The organism is Veillonella parvula, from assembly GCF_032472435.1.
Taxonomy (GTDB): domain Bacteria; phylum Bacillota; class Negativicutes; order Veillonellales; family Veillonellaceae; genus Veillonella; species Veillonella parvula_N.
The window spans coordinates 64,045-86,024 of sequence record NZ_JAWEGM010000001.1 but is presented as its reverse complement, the minus strand read 5'-3'; the positions used below and the strand labels follow the sequence as shown (position 1 = coordinate 86,024).

Here is a 21,980-nt window from a genome sequence, read left to right as displayed (position 1 = left end):
TCCCCTTTTACGCTTTTGTTTTTGCTAGAATATACAAGAAGTATGGTGCCCCGATTAAAGCTACAATAATCCCTAAGAGGATTTCATCAGGCGCAATAATGGATCGGCCAATCCAGTCAGCAGTGACCACTAAAATAGCTCCAATTAGACCTGTTAATGGCAAGAAATAGGCATGATCGGCACCGACTAAGCGGCGTGCAATATGCGGGGAAATAAGCCCTACAAAACCAATGCTGCCACCGATAGCTACACAGAACCCAGATAAAAGAACTGCAATAATAAGGTATACAAATCTAGAGCGATTTATATGTACACCAAGCCCAATCGCTGTTTCATCAGCTAGGCTCAATAAATTTAGCTCCATATAACGGGCATAGAGAATGAGTGATAATACAATGACAACTGGCGCAAGCACCCATACATGCTCCCATGTATTACCCGAAATAGTGCCGATGGTCCAAGTATTAACTAAATAAAATTTATTAGGGTCCAAACGCGTTACGAGTAAGACTTGCAATGCATGGAGTCCTGCACTCATAGAGATACCTGTTAAGATTAAACGATATGGAGAAATAATATCTCTACCGCGACAAGATAGAAGATAAATTAAAATCGCTGCCACAACAGCCCCAGCTACGGCAACAGTAGGTAATGTCCAAATCCCCCACGCCGTTGTAGAACCTGCAAAATATACTAAAAGAACTACACCTAAACCAGCACCAGCATTTACGCCTAACAAGCTTGGACTAGCCAATTCATTCCGAGATATAGTTTGAAAAATTGCACCAGACATAGCAAGGCCCATACCAATAAATACAGCCAAGATGGTGCGAACTAAACGGAAATCAAAAACTGTGAGTTTTTCTACATCATTACCACCGCCAAAGAGAATGCGAATAAGATCAGATGTAGACATATCACTAAAGCCTGTATGAAGATGTCCATACATGGCACCTAACAACATGAGCGTCATAACGAAAGAGTAGGCAAAAAAGCGTTTTTTCATCTTATTTTCCTCCCTTACGATTTGCTAAATAAATAAAGAATGGAACACCTACAAGAGCAGTAATGGCACCTAATGGTGTTTCGAATGGAGGATTTACGATACGAGCTACAACGTCAGCAATCATAACAAGTACTGCACCAAAGAGTGCAGAGAATGGAATTACAAGACGATAATCGATGCCTACCAGTTTACGTGTTATATGTGGAATAACGAGACCTACAAAGCCGATCGGACCGGCTAGAGCAACAGCAGAACCGCTAAGAATAAGTACAGTCAAACCAGATAATACACGTACACGATTTAAATTACTGCCAAGACCAATAGCTACCTCTTCGCCAAAGCTTAAGAGCGTAACAGATTTAGATACGTACATGACAATAAGAATACCAATGAGTGTCCAAGGTAATACGAGTAATACTTGTTCCATACGAATACCACTAATACCGCCTGCAGTCCAAAAGCTTAACTCTTGTGCCACTTGGAAGTACACAACAAGCATATGTGTAACAGCCACAAATACTGCACTAATAGCCGTACCTGCAAGTGCAAGATATACAGGAGTAGCTTTACCACCTACGCGTTTAGCAAGAGCTAAAATGAACAGTGTTGCCAATGCGGCCCCACCGAAGGAAAACAAAATACTTCCATTTAAGGTTAAATAAGGAAATAAAATCATCCCAACAGCTAAACCAAAACTGGCACCTGCGTTAATCCCCAAAATAGAAGGACTTGCCATAGGATTGTTGGTAACACCTTGCATCAGTGCACCTGATACGGCAAAGCTGATACCTACAACGATACCTGCTATCATACGTGGCAAGCGCAATGTTTGAACGATCATCTGACCTATACTATTAGGATCATAGTTAGTAAAGGATAAAATAATATCATCTAGGCTGATATAGCGTATCCCAATGAAGAGTGAACCAAGAGATGTGGCAATTAAAATAGCTAAAGCCAGTATACCTAGTAGCGTAGTTTTAGCTGCGCGCCCTCCCCTTGTTTCTACGTCATAATTGCTCATAAGAACTCCTTACAATACGAAATACTATAGAATTTACTGATACATTATATCAACAATGCTCTATCTATTTCAATAATAAATCTCAGTATCATTTATAGCAATAATGCAATGTTAAAAACAAAATAAGTAAATCTTTATAACTATACAGAATTATATCCAACAATTTTTATTCCTATAATCATATATAAACATTATTTCTATAAAAAAAGAGCAGTAACCTTAAGGCTACTACTCTAAGTTATGAGTAAATATTCTGATTTGATGTACAATAAAATATATTTAAAGTACTAAATTTACCTATTTAATTGATTCCTATTATTAAAAAATGCTCTATACGCTAATTGACAAGTAATAAAGCAAGCAATCGATATAGTAGATAAACTCATAAATGTCACGATCATTTGATATTTTACAGCTTCAAGTGGAGGCATTCCCGCTAAGATTAGACCTGTCATCATTCCTGGTAAAGCCACGATTCCTAAAGTCTTAGCGCTATCTACAGTAGGTTGCAATCCAGTCTTTATAACATCTCGCACGATGGCTTTTGACGCTTGCTTAGGCGTACTTCCTAACGCTAGTTTAATTTCCACCTCTTGTTGGCGTAACTCAAAATTTGATAGCATTTGTCGATAACAAAGGCCAATTGCCACCATAGCTCCACTAATAACCATCCCTCCAACAGGAATCACCTGATAAGCAGTAAAGTTAAGCACACCTGTTAGAAGCAAAATCGATAATGTAATGCTTGCACCTACGGTTATGGCAAACCAAGAAATCCACAATGCATATGGTATTCCCTTACCGCGTTTAGAAGAATTATAGGCTGCATTAATAGCCATAAAACCTAATAATCCGATTATGAATATAGGACTTTCAGTACTAAAAATATAAGCTAAAATAAAGCCTATGGCAAATAACTGTATGGTAGCTCGTAAAGCACTTATAAAAATATCTTTCTCTAACTTCAACTCCTGCCGATAGGACATAAACATACTTATAATAACTAATATAGATGCAAGACATAATGACATGGCTGAAATAGCATGAAATTGACTCACCGTAATACCTCCTCTTTAGCTAATGATCCATCTACAATTGTAATGCGGCGATTAGCCTTACGTAAGCTTTGTTCCTCACTATGTGTTATTGCTATGATGGTCATCCCATTATTATGAAGTTCATCGATTACCTGTTCCACGATAGCCGTGTTAACAGCATCTAATGCAGAGGTAACCTCATCTAAAAGCAATACTTTAGGTTCAAAGATAAGGCTTCGAATGAGACAAATCCGTTGCATTTCTCCACCAGATAGTTCATCATTATGGCGCTCAAGATATTCAATAGGCATATGAAGTAAATCGAAAAGATATTTGATACGAATCATATCAGGTTCCATACCTCGAATATCATAAGGGAACAAAATATTACGACGCACCGTTTTTGCAAACAAGTAAGGTCTTTGAAAGCAATAACCTACCTCTTTTCGATAACTTTCTGGATCTATAGTGGTTAAATCACGTCCATTATAAGTAATAATCCCTGAGGTAGGACTAATCAAATCACTGCATAATTTTAAAAGTGTACTTTTACCACTACCAGAAGGGCCTACAACAGTGAGATACTCTCCTTCATGTACAGATAGAGACACATCACGGATAATAGACTTTTCGTTTACAACATAGGATATATTAGATAACTCTAATAGTGCCATAATGCCTCCGATCATATTTCAAGACTCTATGATATATTTAATAATCACTTTAAATTATATTATATTATACCAATACAACTTACACCATAATAAACAATAAAAAATCCCTAGTGGAAACCACTAGGGATTAATAGTCTTGTAAAATTAAGCTTCTACAGGGTATACGCTAACTTTACGGTTATAACGACCAGCACGTTCAAATGCTACTTTACCAGGCACAAGTGCGAATAAAGTGTCATCTTTACCGATACCTACATTAGTACCAGGGTGGAAGTGAGTACCACGTTGACGAACGATGATGTTACCGCTCTTTACGATGGAACCATCATGGCATTTAACACCAAGACGTTTAGATTCACTATCACGACCATTACGAGTACTGGACACACCTTTTTTATGTGCGAACAATTGCAAATCAAAAGTAAACATTAAGTTCACCTCCTATATTTCGTGAATTTGGACAAACTCTGGATATTGACGGCTAATTTCCTCTAAACCGAGAAGCATAGTCCCCAGAATATCCTGTCCACTCTGATTAATCGTACCAGAGAGAACTATATCACATTGACCTTCGCTATTCGTATACTCACCTTCTTGTTGAGCAATTTGGGTGAGGCCTAACATCGCCGTTGCCGATAAGGCAGACACTGCAGCACATACGATATCGAAGCCATGTTCATCATATCCTGCATGACCGGACATATGACAACCAATAACTTGACCATCACTATTCCGCTGGATTCCAATGGAAACCATAATTAAGCTTGGATAGATTCAATACGAACTTTTGTGAACGGTTGACGATGGCCTTGACGACGACGGTAGTTGGATTTAGCTTTGTATTTGAATACTAAAATCTTTTTACCTTTACCATGCTCAAGAACTGTACCTGTAACTTTTGCACCGTTTACAAGAGGAGCGCCAACTTTAACGTCGCCGTCATTCACTACAGTCAAAACTTCTTCGAATGTAACGGAATCGTTAGCAGCTGCTTCCAATTTTTCGATAGTAATTACATCGCCTTCAGCAACGCGATATTGTTTACCACCAGTTTTAATAATTGCGTACATGAGAACACCTCCTTGTTATCGAACTCGCTGAATTCGGTATCCCGACCCGAACTTCGGTCGGGCGTTTAAACCTGCTTCACGCGGATTGCAAAGTTCAGAAAACCGAACTAATACTGATATAGTATATACTATTTACACTATCATGTCAAACCAAAAACTACAGAATTCGCCTAGTTTTTAACACTTATATATACAGAGCTTTAAAATTCTCCGATAATTCCAAGGTACTGTAAGAGTATCTTTGTACCGATGAGAATTAATACACCTCCACCAACTATATCTGCATATTTTCCAACAAATTGGCCCATAAATTTACCTAAGTACACACCAATTAAAGAAATGCCAAAGGTAATAATACCAATCATGGTAGAAGCTTCCCATACATTAATAGGTAAGAACGCAAAGGTCAACCCTACAGCCATCGCATCGAGACTGGTTGCTACGGAGAGCATCACCATCTCCCAGACACCTAAAAATTGCTTATCATCGTCCTCTTCATCATCATCGCTAAGCCCTTCTCGAATCATAGCGATACCTAAATAGCCAAGAAGACCAAAGATAATCCAGTGATCCCAATCAGATATGACATCGATAAATTGACGTCCTATGAGCCAACCGATGAGGGGCATTAGGAACTGAAACAAGCCAAAGAGAAAGGCCAAAGTGACCTTCCGACTATTCTCACCTACAGGCATTGTCAGCCCCTTACCAATAGATACGCCAAAAGCATCCATGGCAAGACCAATACTAATTAATACAATTTCAAATATAGACACTATACTCACCTATAAACAAACTACTTACTTATTCGGCTATAGCCATCAAGGAATATCCTTCTCGACTAATTTGTGGATTTACTACAATAGAAATCTTGCGACCTATAGACCCACCTAAATCCTCGACAATAGCTTTTGTTAAATACTGAGCCACCTCCGGATGAACTTCGATTTCTAGATTCGTTTTAATACGTCCTGATTTAAATAACTCGCGGATGCGACGCACAATCTGCATATATACAGTACGACCCGACAACATATAGCCCGTACCACCGCATTGAGGGCATGTATCAAACATCAAGGTTTGCAAGCCTTGGCGAGCTCGTTTTCGCGTCATCTCTACGAGGCCAAGCGAACTAATGCCGCATACAACGGTTTTCATTTTATCTAACTTAGCTTGTGCCCCCAACAATTTTAATAACTCTTGTTGATGTTCTTTATCTTTCATATCAATAAAATCGATGACGATAATACCACCGATATCACGCAAGCGCAATTGACGACAGATCTCTTTTGCCGCCTCTTTATTGACTGTAAAAGCTAAATCTTCTAGTTTATTAGATTTACCAGTATAATGAGCAGAATTTACATCAAATACGGTGAGAGCCTCCGTATGATCAATACGGATTGACCCTCCAGAAGGAAGATTAATATCGCGAGAGATAAGATCTTCTAATTGCGGTTCAATATGGTTTGCTTTAAAGATAGGTGTGCTATCGCGATGACGTGTTACTTTAATTTGTTGCGATGTAGGGCCATGACCTAAGAGATCCATCAATCGATCTTCACCCATATCGGAATCGACGATGATTTCTTCTACATTGCGATGAGCATAGTCCCGCACAAGACGGAACCAGAAATCTGCGTCACTATATAAATCTGTACCGCTCTTAGCCACCTTAAAGCGCTTCAACACATGTTGCCATGTACGCCACAAGTAATCCATGTCACGGCCTATTTCATCAGCACTAGCCTTAGCTGCCGCAGTACGAATAATAAAACCGCAACCTTCTTGTACATAAGGTGCTGCTAATTCTTGCAACTTTGCACGCAAGGCTTCGTCAGTAATCTTTTTAGAAATATGCATGCCTTCAGAATACGGTAAAAGCACCATAAAGCGGCCCGCCAAACTGACATCAGCAGTTACGCGAGCACCTTTACCAAGCATTTCTTCTTTCACTACTTGAACGAGAATTTGTTGCCCCACAGATAAGCGTGGCAAAATTTTCTGTTCCTTCCCTTGTTGTAAGTTCAAGTACGCATTTTGAGAGCCCCCAATATCAACAAAGGCCGCTTGCATACCATTCAATACATTCTTTACTGTGCCTTTGTACATATGATTTGCCATATGAGACTCATCGGTACGCTCCAAGACAAAGTCCACTAGCTGACCTTCTTCGTCTATAACAGCCATCCGAATTTCTTCGCGCATAACATTGACCAAAATTTTATGCATCCTATCCCTCCCTTCTTTGTCATCTAAATTATAATTAGTAATTAATCTCTAAAGGCGTATAACGGCCTTCTTCATTTTCTACCATAATTGCTTTACGGTGAACTTCGTAGCTAGTTGTAATAGGCCAATTATATTGGTCCTTACCTAGATTCCACACTTCGCTAGGTTTAATAGTACCTTGCGGATAAATGCCGATACCCATTGTAAGGGTCACCATACCGTCCTTAACGGAGGCTACGATGGGTTCTTTTACAAACTCTTTTACATCAATGGTACGAGTTTTCTTAGGTGTTACCTTTTCATAAGAAATTTCCGTTGCTTCATTAAAAGGTTTGAGTAACGCATCCCAATCAGCATTTTCATCTGTCACAGGACCTGTTACCTCATAGATAGCAAAATTACAGATGGCCATCATCTTTTTCACCTTTTCAGGCATTTCTTTACCGTCTAGTACTTCAAGTCCTGGAGGTGCTACGCGATTTAAACGGTCCATAATGGACTCTAAACTATCCTCTTCAAGCACATCCATATCGATATATTCAGCCGCTGCCGTTACGCCTAAAGCAAGAGCAGAGGAAAAGCTAATTTTCATATGAGGGTTAAAGCCTTCAGAATATGCCATTTTAATTTCTGCTCGACGTATCATCCGCTCTACAGCTTGAGCATAATCAAGGTGTGACAGGAATCGTAATTCTTCGCCCTTATTTAAGGCCAAACGTAACTTTTTCAACTCTGCCACCCTCCTTATAGTCAATAATAGCTGTATTGAGCTCTGGACATACATTACAGCCCTTACATGGAGCTCGACGACAATCGCCTGTAAGATTAGCTGCTACCGCTTGCTCCCACTCACGCTTTAAGAAAGCTTTACTTACAGTACAATCTAAATGATCCCAAGGCAATGGCTCATCGAAATCTCGTGTACGACGTGCAAAATACGCAGGATCCAATCCGCAGTCAGCGAATGCTTTCAACCAAGCTTCATAGTTAAAGAACTCAGTCCAACCATCAAATTTACAACCAGCTTTCCAAGCCTCTACGAGAACTTTAGATAGTCTACGATCTCCGCGAGCAAAAGCGGCTTCCATGTAGCCAGTATAACCATCATGATAGTGATAAGAAATGTTACGATTATTGATGAGAGACTTCAAGTAACGTTGTTTACGATGAATCTCCTCCACATCTTCTTGACCATACCATTGATATGGAGAATGTGTTTTTGGTACGAAGAAGGATACGCTCACCGTTACAGAACCATTACGTTTGCCTGTAATATCACGGTGCAAGTCAAGCACCTTGTACGCAAGATCTGCAATACCAGCCAAATCTTCGTCTGTTTCTGTAGGAAGCCCCATCATAAAATACAATTTAACCGTGTTCCATCCTGATTTGAAGGCATTAGTACATGCGGCCAACAAATCTTCTTCACTAACGCCCTTATTGATAACGTCACGCATCCGTTGCGTACCTGCTTCAGGCGCAAAGGTAAGACCACTCTTGCGCACTTGCTGTACCTTTTTCGCAATATCGATAGAGAAGCTATCAATACGCAATGACGGTAAGCTAACGCTAACTTGTTTATCTTTAAACTCTTCCATGAGCATATCTACGAGTTCAGGCAATTTAGAATAGTCCGCAGAGCTCAAACTCATCAAGGATATTTCATTGTACCCCGTATTGGCAATTGTATCTTTAGCAATCTGTAACAAACGTTCTGGCGTCTTTTCACGAACCGGACGATAGAGCATACCGGCCTGACAGAAACGACAACCACGCGTACAGCCACGGAATAACTCCAATACAGCACGGTCATGCACTATATCAAGGAACGGTACAACAGGCTTTGTTGGATAGAATACATTCTCTACATCCTCTATAATACGTTTCTCAACGGTTGCAGGTACGTCTTCGAAACGCGGCGTAATCGATTTAAAATCGCCTTGTTCGGTGTATTCTACATCGTATAAAGCCGGACAATATGTGCCAGGAATTTGGGCTACTTTACGCAAAAAGCCTTCTTTGCCACCTGGGAAGCCTTTGGCTTTTTCTGCTTTAAATAAGTCGATGAATTCATCGCCCCACTCTTCGGATTCACCGAGGGATACGATATCAAAGAAATCAGCAATAGGCTCTACATTATACGCACAAGGGCCACCGCATACAAGCAGTGGAAAATCTAAATCACGCTCCTTAGCATACATAGGAATGCCTGCTAAATCGAGCATATTTAAAATGTTAGTAAAACTCATTTCATATTGAAGCGTAAATGCTAACACATCAAAGTCTTTAATAGGCGTACGTGTTTCTAAGGAAAATAATGGAATATTACGCTTGCGCATTTCCTCTTCCATATCGTGCCACGGTGCAAATACGCGCTCGGCTACCGCATCTTCACGACGGTTTACGAGACCATACAAAATCTTGATGCCCAAATGACTCATGGCCACTTCGTACACATCGGGAAAACCTAAAGCCATAGTTACATCAACAGTACTGTGATCTTTCACGATACTATTGTATTCGCCGCCCGTGTAACGAGCGGGCTTTTGGACATGTTGTAACCATGACGCATCTAATTGAATCATACATCCTCCGTCTTTAATGAAAGACTTCTTTCACAATCAATCCTATGAAAGGATATTAAAATATATATTTTGTCCGCTGTCTAGCAATATTTAATAAAATGCCAATGCTCAGCATATTAGTTGTTAGCGCACTAACACCATAGCTAAGGAATGGCAACGGAATCCCCGTTACAGGCATGATACCAATCGTCATGCCTACGTTTACGAGCACTTCAAAGGCAAACATCGTACCAATACCCGTTGCTAATAACATACCGAAATTATCATTGCAGGTATATGCTACTTGAATGCTGCGATAAATAAGCATAAACAATAATAGCAATACTACAATGCATCCTACAAAGCCAAATTCTTCGCCGATTACAGAAAAGATAAAGTCCGTATGATTTTCTGGTAAAAAGTTCAACTGACTTTGAGTACCATTAAAGATACCTTTACCAAAAATCATACCCGACCCGATGGCAATCTTAGATTGAATAATATGATAGCCAGAACCAAAGGGATCGATATCTGGATTTAAAAATACTAGAATACGTTGCTTTTGGTATTCTTTCAGTACAAACCAGCCCAAAGGCATCAAGAGTAAAGCCACACTCGCAATAATTTTTATAAGCTTAGTTTTGATACCAGATATAAAGAGCATCCCTACAAATATAGCAATATATACGAGGGATGTCCCCAAGTCAGGTTGTAAGAATACGAGAAGGATAGGAATCCCTACATATAACACTGGCATCAATAGGGATTTAAAAGTATCTAACTTGCCAATGCGCGGTTCTAACATTTTAGCCATACAGATAATCATCAATAGTTTAGAAAACTCTGAAGGCTGAATAGTAATTGGCCCCAGTTGAATCCAACGCTGTGCACCTAGTGCGGAGGTACCAACTACCATAACTGCAATTAACATAAGCATGGTAATCACATAAATCATATTCCCCCACCCTTTAAGGCGATGGTAATCTAGAAATTGCATGCCTATAACGACAGCTATATTTGCTAAAAAGAATACGAGTTGTTTTACCACTAAACTACCAAAACCGATAGCCTCATGATTCACATGGGTAGCACTACCAATAGCTGTAAGACCAATTCCGACAAGTAATATAGTACATATGATGATAGTCCAATCGCTATCTGTCCATATTTTACGCCACATCATATCACCTATTTCAACTTGCTACGGCGCCACAAGCTTTGTTTCCCTTGCACCAATAAGCGTTGCGTGGTCCAACCGCCACGATTAATGTAATGAACATTGTTAGAATCCTCAAAAATAGACTCACCTACTGTTGCAAGACTTGGTGTGCTAACTTGCCCCTTCGATGCTTTTTTCTTAGTTACATAAGCATCAAAGTGCTTTTGTATATCGTAGTCTTCCCAACAGTCACCGGTCGTTACATAATCTACAAGAGGTGCTAACACAGCTTTTAGTTCACTAGAAACAAATTCTAACAAACGACCATCTTGTGTATAGGTCAAAACATCCTCATCATAAGGGATTATAGCCCCTACATATTCAGCGCGAAGGACTTCTAACATATCATATAAATGGATATCCTCTCCATCGATAGGTACCGCATTAAAAGCAATAGAATAATCACGAATATTATGTTCTTGACATACTTGAATCATCCGCGCCCCATTACGTAAAGACACCCATAAAGGATGTGTCACTACGATACAGCGATTTACTAATTCTAAAATAGCCTCTATGCCCTTGCCGATACCAGCAGGAGCATCGATTAAAATATAATCATATTCCTCACAGAGACGACGGACTAATTTTTTATATTTCTTACGACCTATATCTTCCCAACGAGCACTTTGGCTAGCTGGTAGAAAATCTAAGTTTTCAGCAATTGATACGACGGCATCATCCATATAGTCTTTATCTTCGCTCGCATCTAGTGCGTCGTAAATAATTTCATTTGCCACTCCTAACACAAGATCTAAGTCGCGCAATCCAAAATCTCCATCACAAAGCAATACGCGATGCCCTGCATAGCTTAAGGCTGAACCCAAGCAAGCAGTAATCGTAGTCTTACCTACGCCACCCTTACCAGATACAATGCCGATTATCTCGCCCATACTAATCCTTTCTTGGTTGCCCACTAGTTACCGCATTCTGAGGTTTTTGCCCATTATTAGAGCTTGTTCCCGCAGCGGTTTCTTTATTACCTTTACTATTTGTATCATTAGATTTCTTATTCACTGGTACATTGAAGTACGCAGCCAATATATCTCGTACGATAGGCCCTGCCGACCCAGCACCAAAGCTACCTTGCTCAACAAGTGCAACCACTACAATTTGTGGCTTATCATATGGTGCATAGGCGACAAACCAGCCGTGATCTCTGCCATGTGCATTCTCTGAAGTACCCGTTTTACCAGCTACATCAATAGGGAATCCTTTAAACAACTCCCCTGCTGTACCACCTTCATTAGTAACGTCACGCAAGCCTTCGCGAACAAGATCCATAATATTTTTTGGTACAGGTAAAATACCGAGTTTGTCTGGGCCAAAGATTTCTTTTGGCGTACCATCCTTATTATCAATACGGCTCACCACATATGGGCGGTATTTAATTCCACCATTTGCTACTTCACTGAGCATAACAGCCATTTGTAATGGCGTCACCAAGGTAAAAGACTGACCTATGGCCGCATCAAAGGTTTCACCTAAATACCAATCTTCATCATACACTTTGCGTTTATAAGCAGGACTTGCCATATTACCAGAGGCCTCACCAACAAGATTGATGCCGGTCTTTTCACCAATACCAAAGTAGCCAGCATATTTTACAAGTCCTTCTATGCCAACGCGATTGCCCATTTCATAGAAGTAAACATTATCTGATTTTGCAAGAGCTTTATTAAAGTTGAGCCACCCCAATGCTTCGCCTTCTGCATTTCGTTTATCGATAAGCCAATGTTTACCACTATCAAAAATCATTTCTTCAGGGGTAACCTTTTTAAGATCTAAAGCCGCCGTACCAGTGATAATCTTGAACGGCGAACCTGGTGGATATTCACCAGAAATAACCTTATTATCAAACGGATGGTTCTTATCATTATTCAATTGATTCCACTGCGCAGTTGTAATCCCTTTCGCGAACCAGTTAGGATTAAATTCAGGCGCACTGACCATAGCCAAAATGGCACCCGTATTTGGATCCATTGCTACTACAGCAGCTCCTTGAGCTGGAATACCTTGGGCACGCAACTGCTCTAATTGGTTCTTAACAGCTTCTTCAGCAGCCTTTTGTAAATTTGCATCTATTGTCAAATGGATATTAGCTCCAGGCACTGTATGCTTTCTATCTACCTCCGCAACCGGTCGGCCTGTAGCATCAACCTCTACCTGTTTACCACCATCAGTGCCACGCAAGATGGAATCATATAATTTCTCAAGGCCAGAACGGCCTAAAATAGTACCACCACTAATAAGGGTATTTGGATCTTGCTGTTTTAGCTCTTCTAATTCTTCTTCGCTCACTTCACCCACATAACCAAAGAGCTGAGAAGCCATCGTTTCATATGGATAATAACGAAGTGGTTCTACATCTATGGTAACACCTGGTAATTCATGACGATGCTCTTCTATGGTTGTAACTACATCCATAGAAATATCACTAGCAATACGAATTGGCTCATAACCATATTTATGATCATTTACCTTTTTTGTAATATCTTCTGACTTCATTTTTAGCAAGGCTGCCAACTTAGCAACTTCACCTTCGTCTAAAGCCTTACCCGTAGGCAAAATGGAGATGGTGTATGCCGGTCTAGAGCCTACTAAGATTTGACCGTTTCGATCGTACATAATACCACGAGCAGCTGTCATAGATACCATGCGCAAACGATTACCTTCTGCCTTAGCTTGGTAATAACCACCGGACAAGATTTGCAATGTCATCAGACGTAATGCCAAGACTATAAATATACCGGCTACAATGTAAAAGAGTACATCAAAGCGATTCGTTTTTTTTCGTTTATAGAGGCTTTCAAGCACTCTTTCACCCCCTTAATTCTTACCAAATATAACCTTCTTGTTCATCATCCTTGCGCCATAACAAACCGTGTACAATAGCGCCTAACAAGCCATTCCAGAACATCACAGGTAATACCATATGCCACAAGTATAGGCCAAAGTGCAAATCGCCACCACTAGCTAATATCATAAAGCTACGAATAACGCCATCTAGCAATGTACAAATAGCTACTATACCGCTAGACCAATACCAGCGTTCTTCATAGATACGATGCTTTACGGCAGATAATAGGTATACCACAATTACGTAGGGGAATAGATGGAGCCCAAAAAAGTTAGATATCAATACATCGTGTACGATACCTCCAATAACAGCAGATATCAACCCCATACGACGACCTTTAAATAAAGTAATCATAACAATTATCGTCAAAATTAAGTTTGGTAACCAATTTGTATGGAAAATAGTAGGCAATAATTGCGCTTGTATAAAATATATTAAAAATCCACAGAGAGCTAAAGCTAGACGCATCATTGTTTAACGGCCCCCTTTGCCCCCTCTACTTGATCTCGTTGTGTTTGAGGTACAAGTTTAGGTTCAAGTTCTGGTTTTTGTGGTGCACTTAGAGAAGACGAGGTAAGCACAAAAACTTCTTCTAAACGATAAAAGTCTACACTCGGTGTGACTACCGCATTTTTAACAAATCCTTCCGAATCATTTTCGATAGATTGCACGTTGCCAACAGGTAAACCTTTTGGATAGATACCACCATAACCGGAGGTAATCAACTTATCCCCTACCAATACGTCCCCATCGCGAGCAATATTTACCATAGAAGGTGTACGAGGTGTATTTCCATTACCTTTTACAACGCCAGACAAACGAGATTCAGGTCGTTGTACAAGAATACCTATTGCGCTACGAGGATCAAGAATGGTTTGAACGCGAGCAGAATGCGGATATACATCTGTAATAAAACCAACGACACCACTAGGTACCACAACAGCCATGTTAACTGCCATACCTTCATCACTCCCTTTATCAATGGTGAAAGTATTTGTCCAAGTACCGTAATCCTTTGTAATGATACCCGCTAAGGTCATGGAGAATTCTGGATGGCTACTTTTATAGTTTAAAAGCTGACGAAGACGAATATTCTCTGCCACTACTTCATCGTAGTTAACTACCTTTTGTTCCAATGTAGCTTTACGAGATGCTTCCTCTTCACTTTCAATATTAGAGAAAATAGCATTATTAAGTACTGTAAAGCTAGTTTGAACACCCTCTAATAAACGGGCTGACCCATAAGCGAAAGGCGTTGTAATTCCTTCAAGGGTAACCGTAACAAAGGGAATACTAGTCCGTTGCTTCCACGCAAAGCCGAGCAATGCCATTAGGATACAACCAATGACAACGATGATAATTAACTTTTTATCTGACTGTATCATGCTAATCTCGGCCCTTTCTATTCTTAGAATTTACAATAAAACGCGATAAGCTCACTAAATCAGATGAGGCCCCATTAAGGCCTACCACAACTTTTGTTTCAGGTGCTTCAGGAACGTGAACAGGTACCCCTAATTCAGTACCAATCCGATCCGCTAAACCAGATAGTCTTGCTGTACCGCCAGTAAGCCATATGCCATGTTGCATAATATCAGCCACGATTTCTGGTGCAGTAGCACGAATCATTTGCTTAACCTCATCCAAGAGACCAATCAAACATTCATTTATAACTTGGTACACTTCAGACTGGTGAATCACACAACGTCTACCTAAGCCGTTCATCATATCGCGCCCTTGAAAGGCATACTCTGCATCCTCTAAAGGAGCGACAGCTGTTCCTAATGTATGCTTAATATCTATTATAGTTTCATCAGATACAATAATGCCAAAACACTCACGCACATAGCGCAATAAGGCATTATTAATATCAGAACCACCAAAACGAATTGTTTTGCTATCCACGATACCACCTAAAGAAACAATCCCCATATCAATAGTGCCACCGCCGATATCAATGACCATAGATCCTTGCGCTTCAAAGATAGGCACACCACAACCAATAGCAGCCGCCACAGGTCGTTCGATAAGAAATACCTCTCTAGCACCAGCTTGAATAACAGCATCCATCATGGCTCGTTGCTCAACATCGGTCATCCCACAAGGAACCCCTACGACAACGCGAGCTCGACGCAATGCATTAGAAACCTTATTAAGAAAGTAGCTAAGCATAGTATGCATAACGCGATAGTCAACTATAAATCCATCCTTTAAAGGCGTTAACGGACGCCACATATCGGGCATGCGCAATACGAGGCGCGCCGCTTCATCACCAACGGCTACTACTTTTTCTTGTTTTGTATCAGTTGCTATAATCGATGGTTCGCTTATAACAGTCCCTCGCGTCCCCCCCATGAGGCGCGTTTGTATGGAACCAATATCTATACTTACATCTTTTCCTAGAGTAGGTAAAATGGAACTCATAGTAATTTCTCCTTCATTACATCATCATTCCATTTTACCATATATAACGCGACTTTTTCCATTGATATCAGTACCTTTCATTTTGTTAAAAGCACTGATAATGCATAATTCCTGTACTCATAAGTCATACATAAAAATTACATAACTTCATACATAAAATCTCATATACAATAAGGAAAAGCACTCATTTATAGGAACTTACCCATGCATCAAAATTAGGTATAGTTCAAAATGAGTGCTTTTAATAATCTTATTTGGCTTTGTTCAGTTTATTTAGGCTCAGCTCAATTTACCAATTTCGCTGAGGCTCGTAAATTCATTATCCCCTATAACGATATGATCGAGTACAGGAATCCCCATAAATTGACCAGCACTAACAAACATTTTCGTTAGCCGTATATCTTCATCACTTGGTCTACTATCGCCTGACGGGTGGTTATGGATTAGAATAATAGCCGCCGCATTACATGCTATAGCTTTTTTAAATACTGCTCTTTGCTCTACAAGACTTGATACTAATCCACCATTAGAGATATGTTCCAACTGAATAAGCTTATTTCGAGATGTTAGCATGGCAGCCCACACATGTTCCACATCTTCGTGACGCAGTCGCTCCATCACATATTGAGCTATTACAAAAGGTTGCGAAAAATCTTCATAAGTCTCTTTAATCTTTAACTCCCCTAATCGCCTACCCATTTCAAGTGCTGCACATAGCGTCACTGCTTTATCTCTACCAATACCCTTGATTTTGATCAGATTATCTACGGTCATTCGGTTAAGACCATAAACACCATCATCAAAGGATTGTACAATATCACTTGCCAAAGAAATCGCAGATTGCCCCTTTACCCCTGTACGTAATAAAATAGCCAACAACTCCTCCATCGCCATATGTGATGGACCTAAGGCGAGAAATTTTTCTCGAGGTCGCTGGAATGGTAACATATCTTTTACACTTACTGTTGGTACTTCCATAGAATCTCTCCATTCAAATAGATAACACCATTTGTAAATCAAACAATAAACACATCTACTCTCTTAAAAATTATTCAGCACAGCACAGCACAGCACAGCACAGCACAGCACAGCACAGCACAGCACAGCACAGCACAGCACAGCACAGCACAGCACAGCCAATTATATCACTATCTGTCTAATACGCTAGTACTATTTTGCCCCTAACGCCTTGCACAGTTCCTCGTATACATGTTCAACTGGTAACCCTACCACATTAGTATAAGAGCCCTCTATTTTATCTACCCATAATGCACCTTTTCCTTGGATGCCATAAGCTCCAGCCTTATCCATCGGTTCCCCACTAGCAATATAAGACTCAATTTCAAAGGGTGCTAATTGTTTAAAATATACTTTTGTTTCATTGTGAAAAACTATCTCCTCCCCTTTGATGAGTAACGCGACTCCAGTGATTACAGAATGTGCTCTACCCGATAAATGCTCCAACATATGGCGTGCATCGGATTCATCATGTGGCTTTCCTAATACTTTATTATCAAGGACAACAATAGTATCTGCGCCTAACACAATACTTCCGTCTGGAACACCTACAGCACAACGAGCCTTACCTAATGCTTGGGCTTTCACCATTTCAATAGGATTGTCGTAACCCTCATTAGATTCCTCATAAGTACTGGATACAACAGTATGATCAATCCCAACCTGTGTTAATAATTCAGTTCTACGTGGTGATTGACTCGCCAAATATAATCCAGCCATATACGCTCCTTCGTATTAAAAAACTTGTACATAAAATTCTTGGTATAACTAAACTATCCTGCCTATCCCCCAGAACTTACCATCCCTTACATAGTTGTTCCTTTATCTTCTTTTGAAGAAATTAATCTTTCATAATATTCTTGTACATCTTCCCCATGTTTTACCGCATCAGCTCGCACCGCTGCATAAAATACAATATCCGCTTGAGGCACACGAATACGGCCAGGCACATGCTCTTCTAATATTTCAAAGAATCTATCGTCGGCTTTCAACAGCAAACGACCATTTTTAACTTTATTTCCATCTACAATAGAATACACAAGAGACCAAATCGGGCGCGGGTCAGAGGTAGAACATTTTCTATATTTATAGCGGTATTTAATATTTGTCAACAACTCACGTTCAAACTTGAACACCCCATCAATCATGTTATAATCTACTTCAAAATGACGATTTCTAAAGATAGAGTTCTCTTCAATCACAAGCTTTGTATCTGTCAAAATATATGTATATCTACTAACAGCCTGTTTAACCATAACAATGATGGCCATGATTTCAATAAAATACTCAGCTAATAAAACCGTATGTAATTGAATACTGCGATACGTTGTATAAGCTGCTGCACACAACAATAAAATCACAAAAAATACTACCAATAACTCTGCACTTCTGGTGCGCTGAGATTTTTCTTCATATAATACTGTCATGCTTTACCCCTTTTAAAGAAATCACTAATTAATAACTATACATCCTATTATAAGATATTCTATGCATAAAAACTACAAAAACCCCGTCTATATCCAAGATATAGACGGGGTTTTATGACTCTATTAGTCACTCAGTTCAGATGCGAACTATATTATTTTTTCAACGCTGCTGTAATACGTTGAGTATCACGAGCAATCATGATTTCTTCGTTTGTAGGAATTACGAAGATTTTAACCTTAGAGCCTTCAACACTAATTTCTTGTTCTTTACCACGAACATTATTGCGTTCAGAATCAATACGAGTACCTAAATATTCCAAACCGTTACAGATTGCATCACGGTTACCAATACCGTTTTCACCAATACCAGCAGTAAAGATGATAGCATCTACACCGCCCATAACAGCAGCAAAGGCACCTATTACACGGCGAACTTTGTAATGGAACATATTCAATGCCAATTGTGCGCGTTTATTGCCATTAGCAGCAGCTTCTTCAATCACACGGAAGTCATTGGATACACCAGAAATCCCTAAAACACCGGATTCTTTATTCATAACTCTATCAATTTCTTCATAGGTCATACCTGTTTTTTCCATCAAGAATGGAACGATAGCAGGGTCAATATCACCTGTACGAGTACCCATAATCAAGCCGGACAATGGAGTGAAGCCCATTGTAGTATCGATGGAGCGACCACCTTTAATAGCAGCCACAGAGGAACCATTACCCAAGTGGCATGTGATAATACGAAGATCAGTCATATGTTTACCCATTAATTCTGCACAACGTTGCGCTACATATTTATGGGATGTACCATGGAAGCCGTAACGACGAATACCATAATCTTCATAATAAGAGTAAGGAAGCGCATACATATATGCTTCTTTTGGCATAGTTTGATGGAATGCAGTATCAAATACAGCAACCTGAGGTACATTCGGCATAATAGCTTCACAAGCTTCAATACCTTGAATGTTTGGTGGGTTATGCAATGGTGCAAGAGAAGCACATTCTTCCAATGCTTCCATAACTGCTGGAGTAATCAATACAGAATCAGCAAATTTTTCACCGCCGTGTACTACACGGTGACCTACAGCATCGATTTCATCCATAGAAGAAATAACACCAAATTCAGCATCAACTAAAATATCTAGCAAAATGCGAAGCGCTTCTTTATGGTTCAAAATTGGTTCAACCCGTTCTAATTTATCTGCATTAGGACGTTTGTGAGTGAAGATAGCATCTTGATCACCAATCTTTTCAAAAAGGCCTTTTGCCAATTCTGTTTCAGTTGTCATATCAAGTAATTGATATTTCAAAGAAGAACTACCGCAGTTAACTACTAATACGTTCATCGATTAACCCTCTTTCTGTTGTGTAACTTGAATCTTGTTTTGAATTTCTTTGCTGATATCAGCACCTACCTGATCCTTTTCAGGATATTGGTAGATTATATTCCACAATACGCCATGATCTAAGAATACGTATTGAGAAATTCTAAATATTTGTCCTTGCGATGTAACAGTAACATCAAGCTTTTTAGCAGATGCACCTTCTAATGCTACGGACTCTTCTTTGATGGTCGCGCCTACTTTAGCAAATTCAGACTTACTGTGATTAATATACTCATCTACCGTAGGTAACGGTTTATTTTCACCAGGCCGTAAAGCCTCAACCTCAATTACCATATGTTCTGTAACAGATCCATAAATATCGATTGGATACCCCTTATCAGACATATTTTTTGTACTTTTACCCATTTCATAAGGCAAAGCAATGGTAATTTCAGATTGACCAGCACGGATAACTTGATGGCCAAAACTATATGTATCCATTACATTTGTAGAGCCACATCCCGCCATTGCTAGCAGCACAGCACCGAGCAGAGCCCCTTGTAATGTACGTTTCCAATTTTGTTTCATCATATACCTCACATCAATTCAGCATTTACAGTTAATTATAGCCTATAGTGTCAAGAAAATCTATACTAAACTTAATATTTGCACATAACATCATTTCTATAACCAGACCTTTTATATGGATATCATGAAATGTTATTTACAGCATTTCTTCGCTTTGTTACACTAACAATAATGAAAGGAGTCACTATGAAAACAATCGGTATCATCTGTGAATATAATCCATTTCACAATGGACATGCGCATCAATTACATACCTTAGCACAAGAGCATCCTGAAGCGCTGCGCATTTGTATCATGAGTGGTTCCTTTGTACAACGAGGAGAACCTGCTATTTTTTCTAAATTTGACCGTGCTCGTTGGGCTACTCTCGGTGGTGCAGACATCGTTATCGAGCTACCTACACTCTATTCTTTGGGTAGTGCACAACTGTTTGGAACAGGTGCTATTCGCATGGTAAAAGCTTTACATATCGATGCACTCTCCTTTGGTTCTGAAACGGCTGATCTAGATACACTCGTTGATATAACTAAACGTATGGATTGTGAAAGTACTCAAACAGTATTACGGACCTATATTAACGAAGGTATGTCCTATGGCTCTGCCTTCCGTAAAGCCCTTAATACAGAGATGCTCAACACCCCTAATGCACTGTTAGGACTTGAATATATTCGGGCAGGACTTACCTATTATCCTTCCTTAAAATATATACCAATCTTACGCACATCAGATCATCACGACGCGAATATTACAAAAGATTTTCCTTCTGGTACAGCATTGCGTAAACTTATAACAAATATGGCTACAGGTAGTAACAATTGTAATAAAAATAGTATCTACACTTCTACAGATATAGATACAACGACAAGTACAAATTCAACTGCAACTGCAACTACATTAACAAAATTAAATGCACTAAATAGTAAAATAAAATTACAACTTCAGTCAATCGTTCCTAAAACTATTGCAGACGATATGACTAATATAATTTCTAATGGTGCTTATGTAAACTATAACCGCTACTATGATATGGTCCATACCTTAAGTCGTCGTACTTCAACTAAGGAGCTAGAAAGCTTTGGAGAGTTCAGTGAAGGCATTGAACACTTATGGTCCAAAGCGGCCCAACAACCTACGTGGGACCTGGTTATGAAGCAAATAAAATCAAAGCGCTATACCTATGCCCGTTTACAACGAATGGGAGCCTATCTCACCTTAGGAATACAAAAAGATTTACTACAAAGTGCTATACAGGAATCGCCACAATATGCTCGTTTACTGGCCTTCAACGATAGAGGTCGTCAATGGCTTCGAAATGATTTTGAAATACCACTTATTCAAAAATGGGCCAAAGCACCTAATGAATTAAATACGTTGGGACAAACGATGCATCAAATTGATACATTAGCTACAGATATACAAGCCTTATGCTTACATAATGAAGTTAAACGAATGGGTCATATGGACTACACCTATACGCCACAATACATAAAATAAGCAGAAC

At 39.6% G+C, this 21,980-nt stretch carries 23 protein-coding genes; 1 reads left to right on the top strand and 22 read right to left on the bottom strand.

What is annotated here, in order from left to right:
- Positions 1–7 precede the first annotated feature (7 nt).
- From E7A03_RS00405 to E7A03_RS00300, 22 genes are all read right to left on the bottom strand, one after another.
- Positions 8–1,006: a FecCD family ABC transporter permease gene (locus tag E7A03_RS00405; protein WP_120055417.1), complete on the bottom strand. Its 999-nt coding sequence runs from the start codon at positions 1,004–1,006 to the stop codon at positions 8–10.
- A 1-nt stretch (position 1,007) separates the two neighbouring features.
- On the bottom strand, positions 1,008–2,030 hold the full coding sequence (locus E7A03_RS00400; RefSeq protein WP_287509084.1) for a FecCD family ABC transporter permease: 1,023 nt from the start codon (positions 2,028–2,030) through the stop codon (positions 1,008–1,010).
- 293 nt (positions 2,031–2,323) lie between these two features.
- Positions 2,324–3,088, bottom strand: a complete 765-nt coding sequence (locus tag E7A03_RS00395) for an ABC transporter permease (protein WP_004698663.1) — start codon at positions 3,086–3,088, stop codon at positions 2,324–2,326.
- Positions 3,085–3,741, bottom strand: coding sequence for an ABC transporter ATP-binding protein (locus E7A03_RS00390; protein WP_119563216.1), 657 nt, complete (start codon positions 3,739–3,741; stop codon positions 3,085–3,087). Before E7A03_RS00390 ends, E7A03_RS00395 begins: the two co-directional genes overlap by 4 nt.
- A 144-nt stretch (positions 3,742–3,885) precedes the next feature.
- On the bottom strand, positions 3,886–4,170 hold the full coding sequence (gene rpmA, locus E7A03_RS00385; RefSeq protein ID WP_004696430.1) for a 50S ribosomal protein L27: 285 nt from the start codon (positions 4,168–4,170) through the stop codon (positions 3,886–3,888).
- Between the two features lie 12 nt (positions 4,171–4,182).
- Complete coding sequence (locus tag E7A03_RS00380) at positions 4,183–4,497, bottom strand: ribosomal-processing cysteine protease Prp (RefSeq protein ID WP_004698521.1); 315 nt, start codon at positions 4,495–4,497, stop codon at positions 4,183–4,185.
- A gap of 2 nt (positions 4,498–4,499) precedes the next feature.
- A complete protein-coding gene (rplU, locus tag E7A03_RS00375; protein ID WP_105086659.1) occupies positions 4,500–4,811 on the bottom strand; it encodes a 50S ribosomal protein L21 in 312 nt (103 codons plus the stop codon).
- A gap of 200 nt (positions 4,812–5,011) precedes the next feature.
- Positions 5,012–5,587, bottom strand: coding sequence for a manganese efflux pump MntP (locus E7A03_RS00370; RefSeq protein ID WP_287509082.1), 576 nt, complete (start codon positions 5,585–5,587; stop codon positions 5,012–5,014).
- A gap of 28 nt (positions 5,588–5,615) precedes the next feature.
- Positions 5,616–7,043, bottom strand: a complete 1,428-nt coding sequence (locus E7A03_RS00365) for an Rne/Rng family ribonuclease (RefSeq protein WP_105086661.1) — start codon at positions 7,041–7,043, stop codon at positions 5,616–5,618.
- A gap of 34 nt (positions 7,044–7,077) precedes the next feature.
- On the bottom strand, positions 7,078–7,773 hold the full coding sequence (locus tag E7A03_RS00360) for a TIGR03936 family radical SAM-associated protein (protein WP_120055423.1): 696 nt from the start codon (positions 7,771–7,773) through the stop codon (positions 7,078–7,080).
- On the bottom strand, positions 7,745–9,628 hold the full coding sequence (locus tag E7A03_RS00355) for a TIGR03960 family B12-binding radical SAM protein (RefSeq protein ID WP_287509080.1): 1,884 nt from the start codon (positions 9,626–9,628) through the stop codon (positions 7,745–7,747). The genes E7A03_RS00360 and E7A03_RS00355 overlap by 29 nt, the downstream gene beginning before the upstream one ends.
- Positions 9,629–9,683: 55 nt before the next feature.
- The gene (rodA, locus tag E7A03_RS00350; RefSeq protein ID WP_083791376.1) at positions 9,684–10,787 is read right to left on the bottom strand and encodes a rod shape-determining protein RodA; all 1,104 of its coding nucleotides are present in this window, start codon (positions 10,785–10,787) and stop codon (positions 9,684–9,686) included.
- 8 nt (positions 10,788–10,795) lie between these two features.
- Entirely contained in the window at positions 10,796–11,719 is a 924-nt protein-coding gene (locus tag E7A03_RS00345) for an AAA family ATPase (protein WP_278621991.1), read from the bottom strand.
- A gap of 1 nt (position 11,720) precedes the next feature.
- Entirely contained in the window at positions 11,721–13,643 is a 1,923-nt protein-coding gene (gene mrdA / locus E7A03_RS00340; RefSeq protein ID WP_278621990.1) for a penicillin-binding protein 2, read from the bottom strand.
- A gap of 19 nt (positions 13,644–13,662) precedes the next feature.
- Positions 13,663–14,157 carry a rod shape-determining protein MreD gene (gene mreD / locus E7A03_RS00335; protein ID WP_156697636.1) on the bottom strand — a complete coding sequence of 165 codons (495 nt, stop codon included), beginning with the start codon at positions 14,155–14,157 and terminating at the stop codon, positions 13,663–13,665.
- Positions 14,154–15,071 carry a rod shape-determining protein MreC gene (gene mreC / locus E7A03_RS00330; RefSeq protein WP_012864591.1) on the bottom strand — a complete coding sequence of 306 codons (918 nt, stop codon included), beginning with the start codon at positions 15,069–15,071 and terminating at the stop codon, positions 14,154–14,156. The genes mreD and mreC overlap by 4 nt, the downstream gene beginning before the upstream one ends.
- A 1-nt stretch (position 15,072) precedes the next feature.
- Positions 15,073–16,110 carry a rod shape-determining protein gene (gene mreB, locus E7A03_RS00325; RefSeq protein WP_008601416.1) on the bottom strand — a complete coding sequence of 346 codons (1,038 nt, stop codon included), beginning with the start codon at positions 16,108–16,110 and terminating at the stop codon, positions 15,073–15,075.
- A gap of 279 nt (positions 16,111–16,389) precedes the next feature.
- Complete coding sequence (gene radC, locus E7A03_RS00320; RefSeq protein WP_008714282.1) at positions 16,390–17,088, bottom strand: RadC family protein; 699 nt, start codon at positions 17,086–17,088, stop codon at positions 16,390–16,392.
- 192 nt (positions 17,089–17,280) lie between these two features.
- Positions 17,281–17,847 (bottom strand): Maf family protein, encoded by a 567-nt coding sequence (locus E7A03_RS00315; protein WP_004698546.1) that lies wholly within the window; start codon positions 17,845–17,847, stop codon positions 17,281–17,283.
- A gap of 86 nt (positions 17,848–17,933) precedes the next feature.
- Positions 17,934–18,554, bottom strand: coding sequence for a hypothetical protein (locus tag E7A03_RS00310; protein ID WP_155086080.1), 621 nt, complete (start codon positions 18,552–18,554; stop codon positions 17,934–17,936).
- Between the two features lie 152 nt (positions 18,555–18,706).
- Positions 18,707–19,912 carry an acetate/propionate family kinase gene (locus tag E7A03_RS00305; RefSeq protein WP_021148357.1) on the bottom strand — a complete coding sequence of 402 codons (1,206 nt, stop codon included), beginning with the start codon at positions 19,910–19,912 and terminating at the stop codon, positions 18,707–18,709.
- A gap of 3 nt (positions 19,913–19,915) precedes the next feature.
- Entirely contained in the window at positions 19,916–20,479 is a 564-nt protein-coding gene (locus tag E7A03_RS00300) for a hypothetical protein (protein ID WP_156697637.1), read from the bottom strand.
- A 186-nt stretch (positions 20,480–20,665) separates the two neighbouring features.
- Here E7A03_RS00300 and E7A03_RS00295 point away from each other — a divergent pair, with 186 nt between their 5' ends.
- A complete protein-coding gene (locus E7A03_RS00295) occupies positions 20,666–21,973 on the top strand; it encodes a tRNA(Met) cytidine acetate ligase (RefSeq protein WP_278621989.1) in 1,308 nt (435 codons plus the stop codon).
- Positions 21,974–21,980 lie beyond the last annotated feature (7 nt).

Excerpts from the sequence above, each read along its gene's own strand:
- E7A03_RS00345 (WP_278621991.1), bottom strand. The coding sequence starts at position 11,719 with ATGGGCGAGATAATCGGCATTGTATCTGGTAAGGGTGGCGTAGGTAAG.
- rodA (WP_083791376.1), bottom strand. The coding sequence starts at position 10,787 with ATGTGGCGTAAAATATGGACAGATAGCGATTGGACTATCATCATATGT.
- mreB (WP_008601416.1), bottom strand. The coding sequence starts at position 16,110 with ATGAGTTCCATTTTACCTACTCTAGGAAAAGATGTAAGTATAGATATT.
- E7A03_RS00295 (WP_278621989.1), top strand. The coding sequence starts at position 20,666 with ATGAAAACAATCGGTATCATCTGTGAATATAATCCATTTCACAATGGA.
- E7A03_RS00305 (WP_021148357.1), bottom strand. The coding sequence starts at position 19,912 with ATGAACGTATTAGTAGTTAACTGCGGTAGTTCTTCTTTGAAATATCAA.
- E7A03_RS00400 (WP_287509084.1), bottom strand. The coding sequence starts at position 2,030 with ATGAGCAATTATGACGTAGAAACAAGGGGAGGGCGCGCAGCTAAAACT.
- E7A03_RS00315 (WP_004698546.1), bottom strand. The coding sequence starts at position 17,847 with ATGGCTGGATTATATTTGGCGAGTCAATCACCACGTAGAACTGAATTA.
- E7A03_RS00310 (WP_155086080.1), bottom strand. The coding sequence starts at position 18,554 with ATGACAGTATTATATGAAGAAAAATCTCAGCGCACCAGAAGTGCAGAG.
- E7A03_RS00355 (WP_287509080.1), bottom strand. The coding sequence starts at position 9,628 with ATGATTCAATTAGATGCGTCATGGTTACAACATGTCCAAAAGCCCGCT.
- mreD (WP_156697636.1), bottom strand. The coding sequence starts at position 14,157 with ATGATGCGTCTAGCTTTAGCTCTCTGTGGATTTTTAATATATTTTATA.
- E7A03_RS00380 (WP_004698521.1), bottom strand. The coding sequence starts at position 4,497 with ATGGTTTCCATTGGAATCCAGCGGAATAGTGATGGTCAAGTTATTGGT.
- E7A03_RS00405 (WP_120055417.1), bottom strand. The coding sequence starts at position 1,006 with ATGAAAAAACGCTTTTTTGCCTACTCTTTCGTTATGACGCTCATGTTG.
- E7A03_RS00300 (WP_156697637.1), bottom strand. The coding sequence starts at position 20,479 with ATGAAACAAAATTGGAAACGTACATTACAAGGGGCTCTGCTCGGTGCT.
- E7A03_RS00365 (WP_105086661.1), bottom strand. The coding sequence starts at position 7,043 with ATGCATAAAATTTTGGTCAATGTTATGCGCGAAGAAATTCGGATGGCT.
- E7A03_RS00390 (WP_119563216.1), bottom strand. The coding sequence starts at position 3,741 with ATGGCACTATTAGAGTTATCTAATATATCCTATGTTGTAAACGAAAAG.
- radC (WP_008714282.1), bottom strand. The coding sequence starts at position 17,088 with ATGGAAGTACCAACAGTAAGTGTAAAAGATATGTTACCATTCCAGCGA.
- mreC (WP_012864591.1), bottom strand. The coding sequence starts at position 15,071 with ATGATACAGTCAGATAAAAAGTTAATTATCATCGTTGTCATTGGTTGT.
- rpmA (WP_004696430.1), bottom strand. The coding sequence starts at position 4,170 with ATGTTTACTTTTGATTTGCAATTGTTCGCACATAAAAAAGGTGTGTCC.
- rplU (WP_105086659.1), bottom strand. The coding sequence starts at position 4,811 with ATGTACGCAATTATTAAAACTGGTGGTAAACAATATCGCGTTGCTGAA.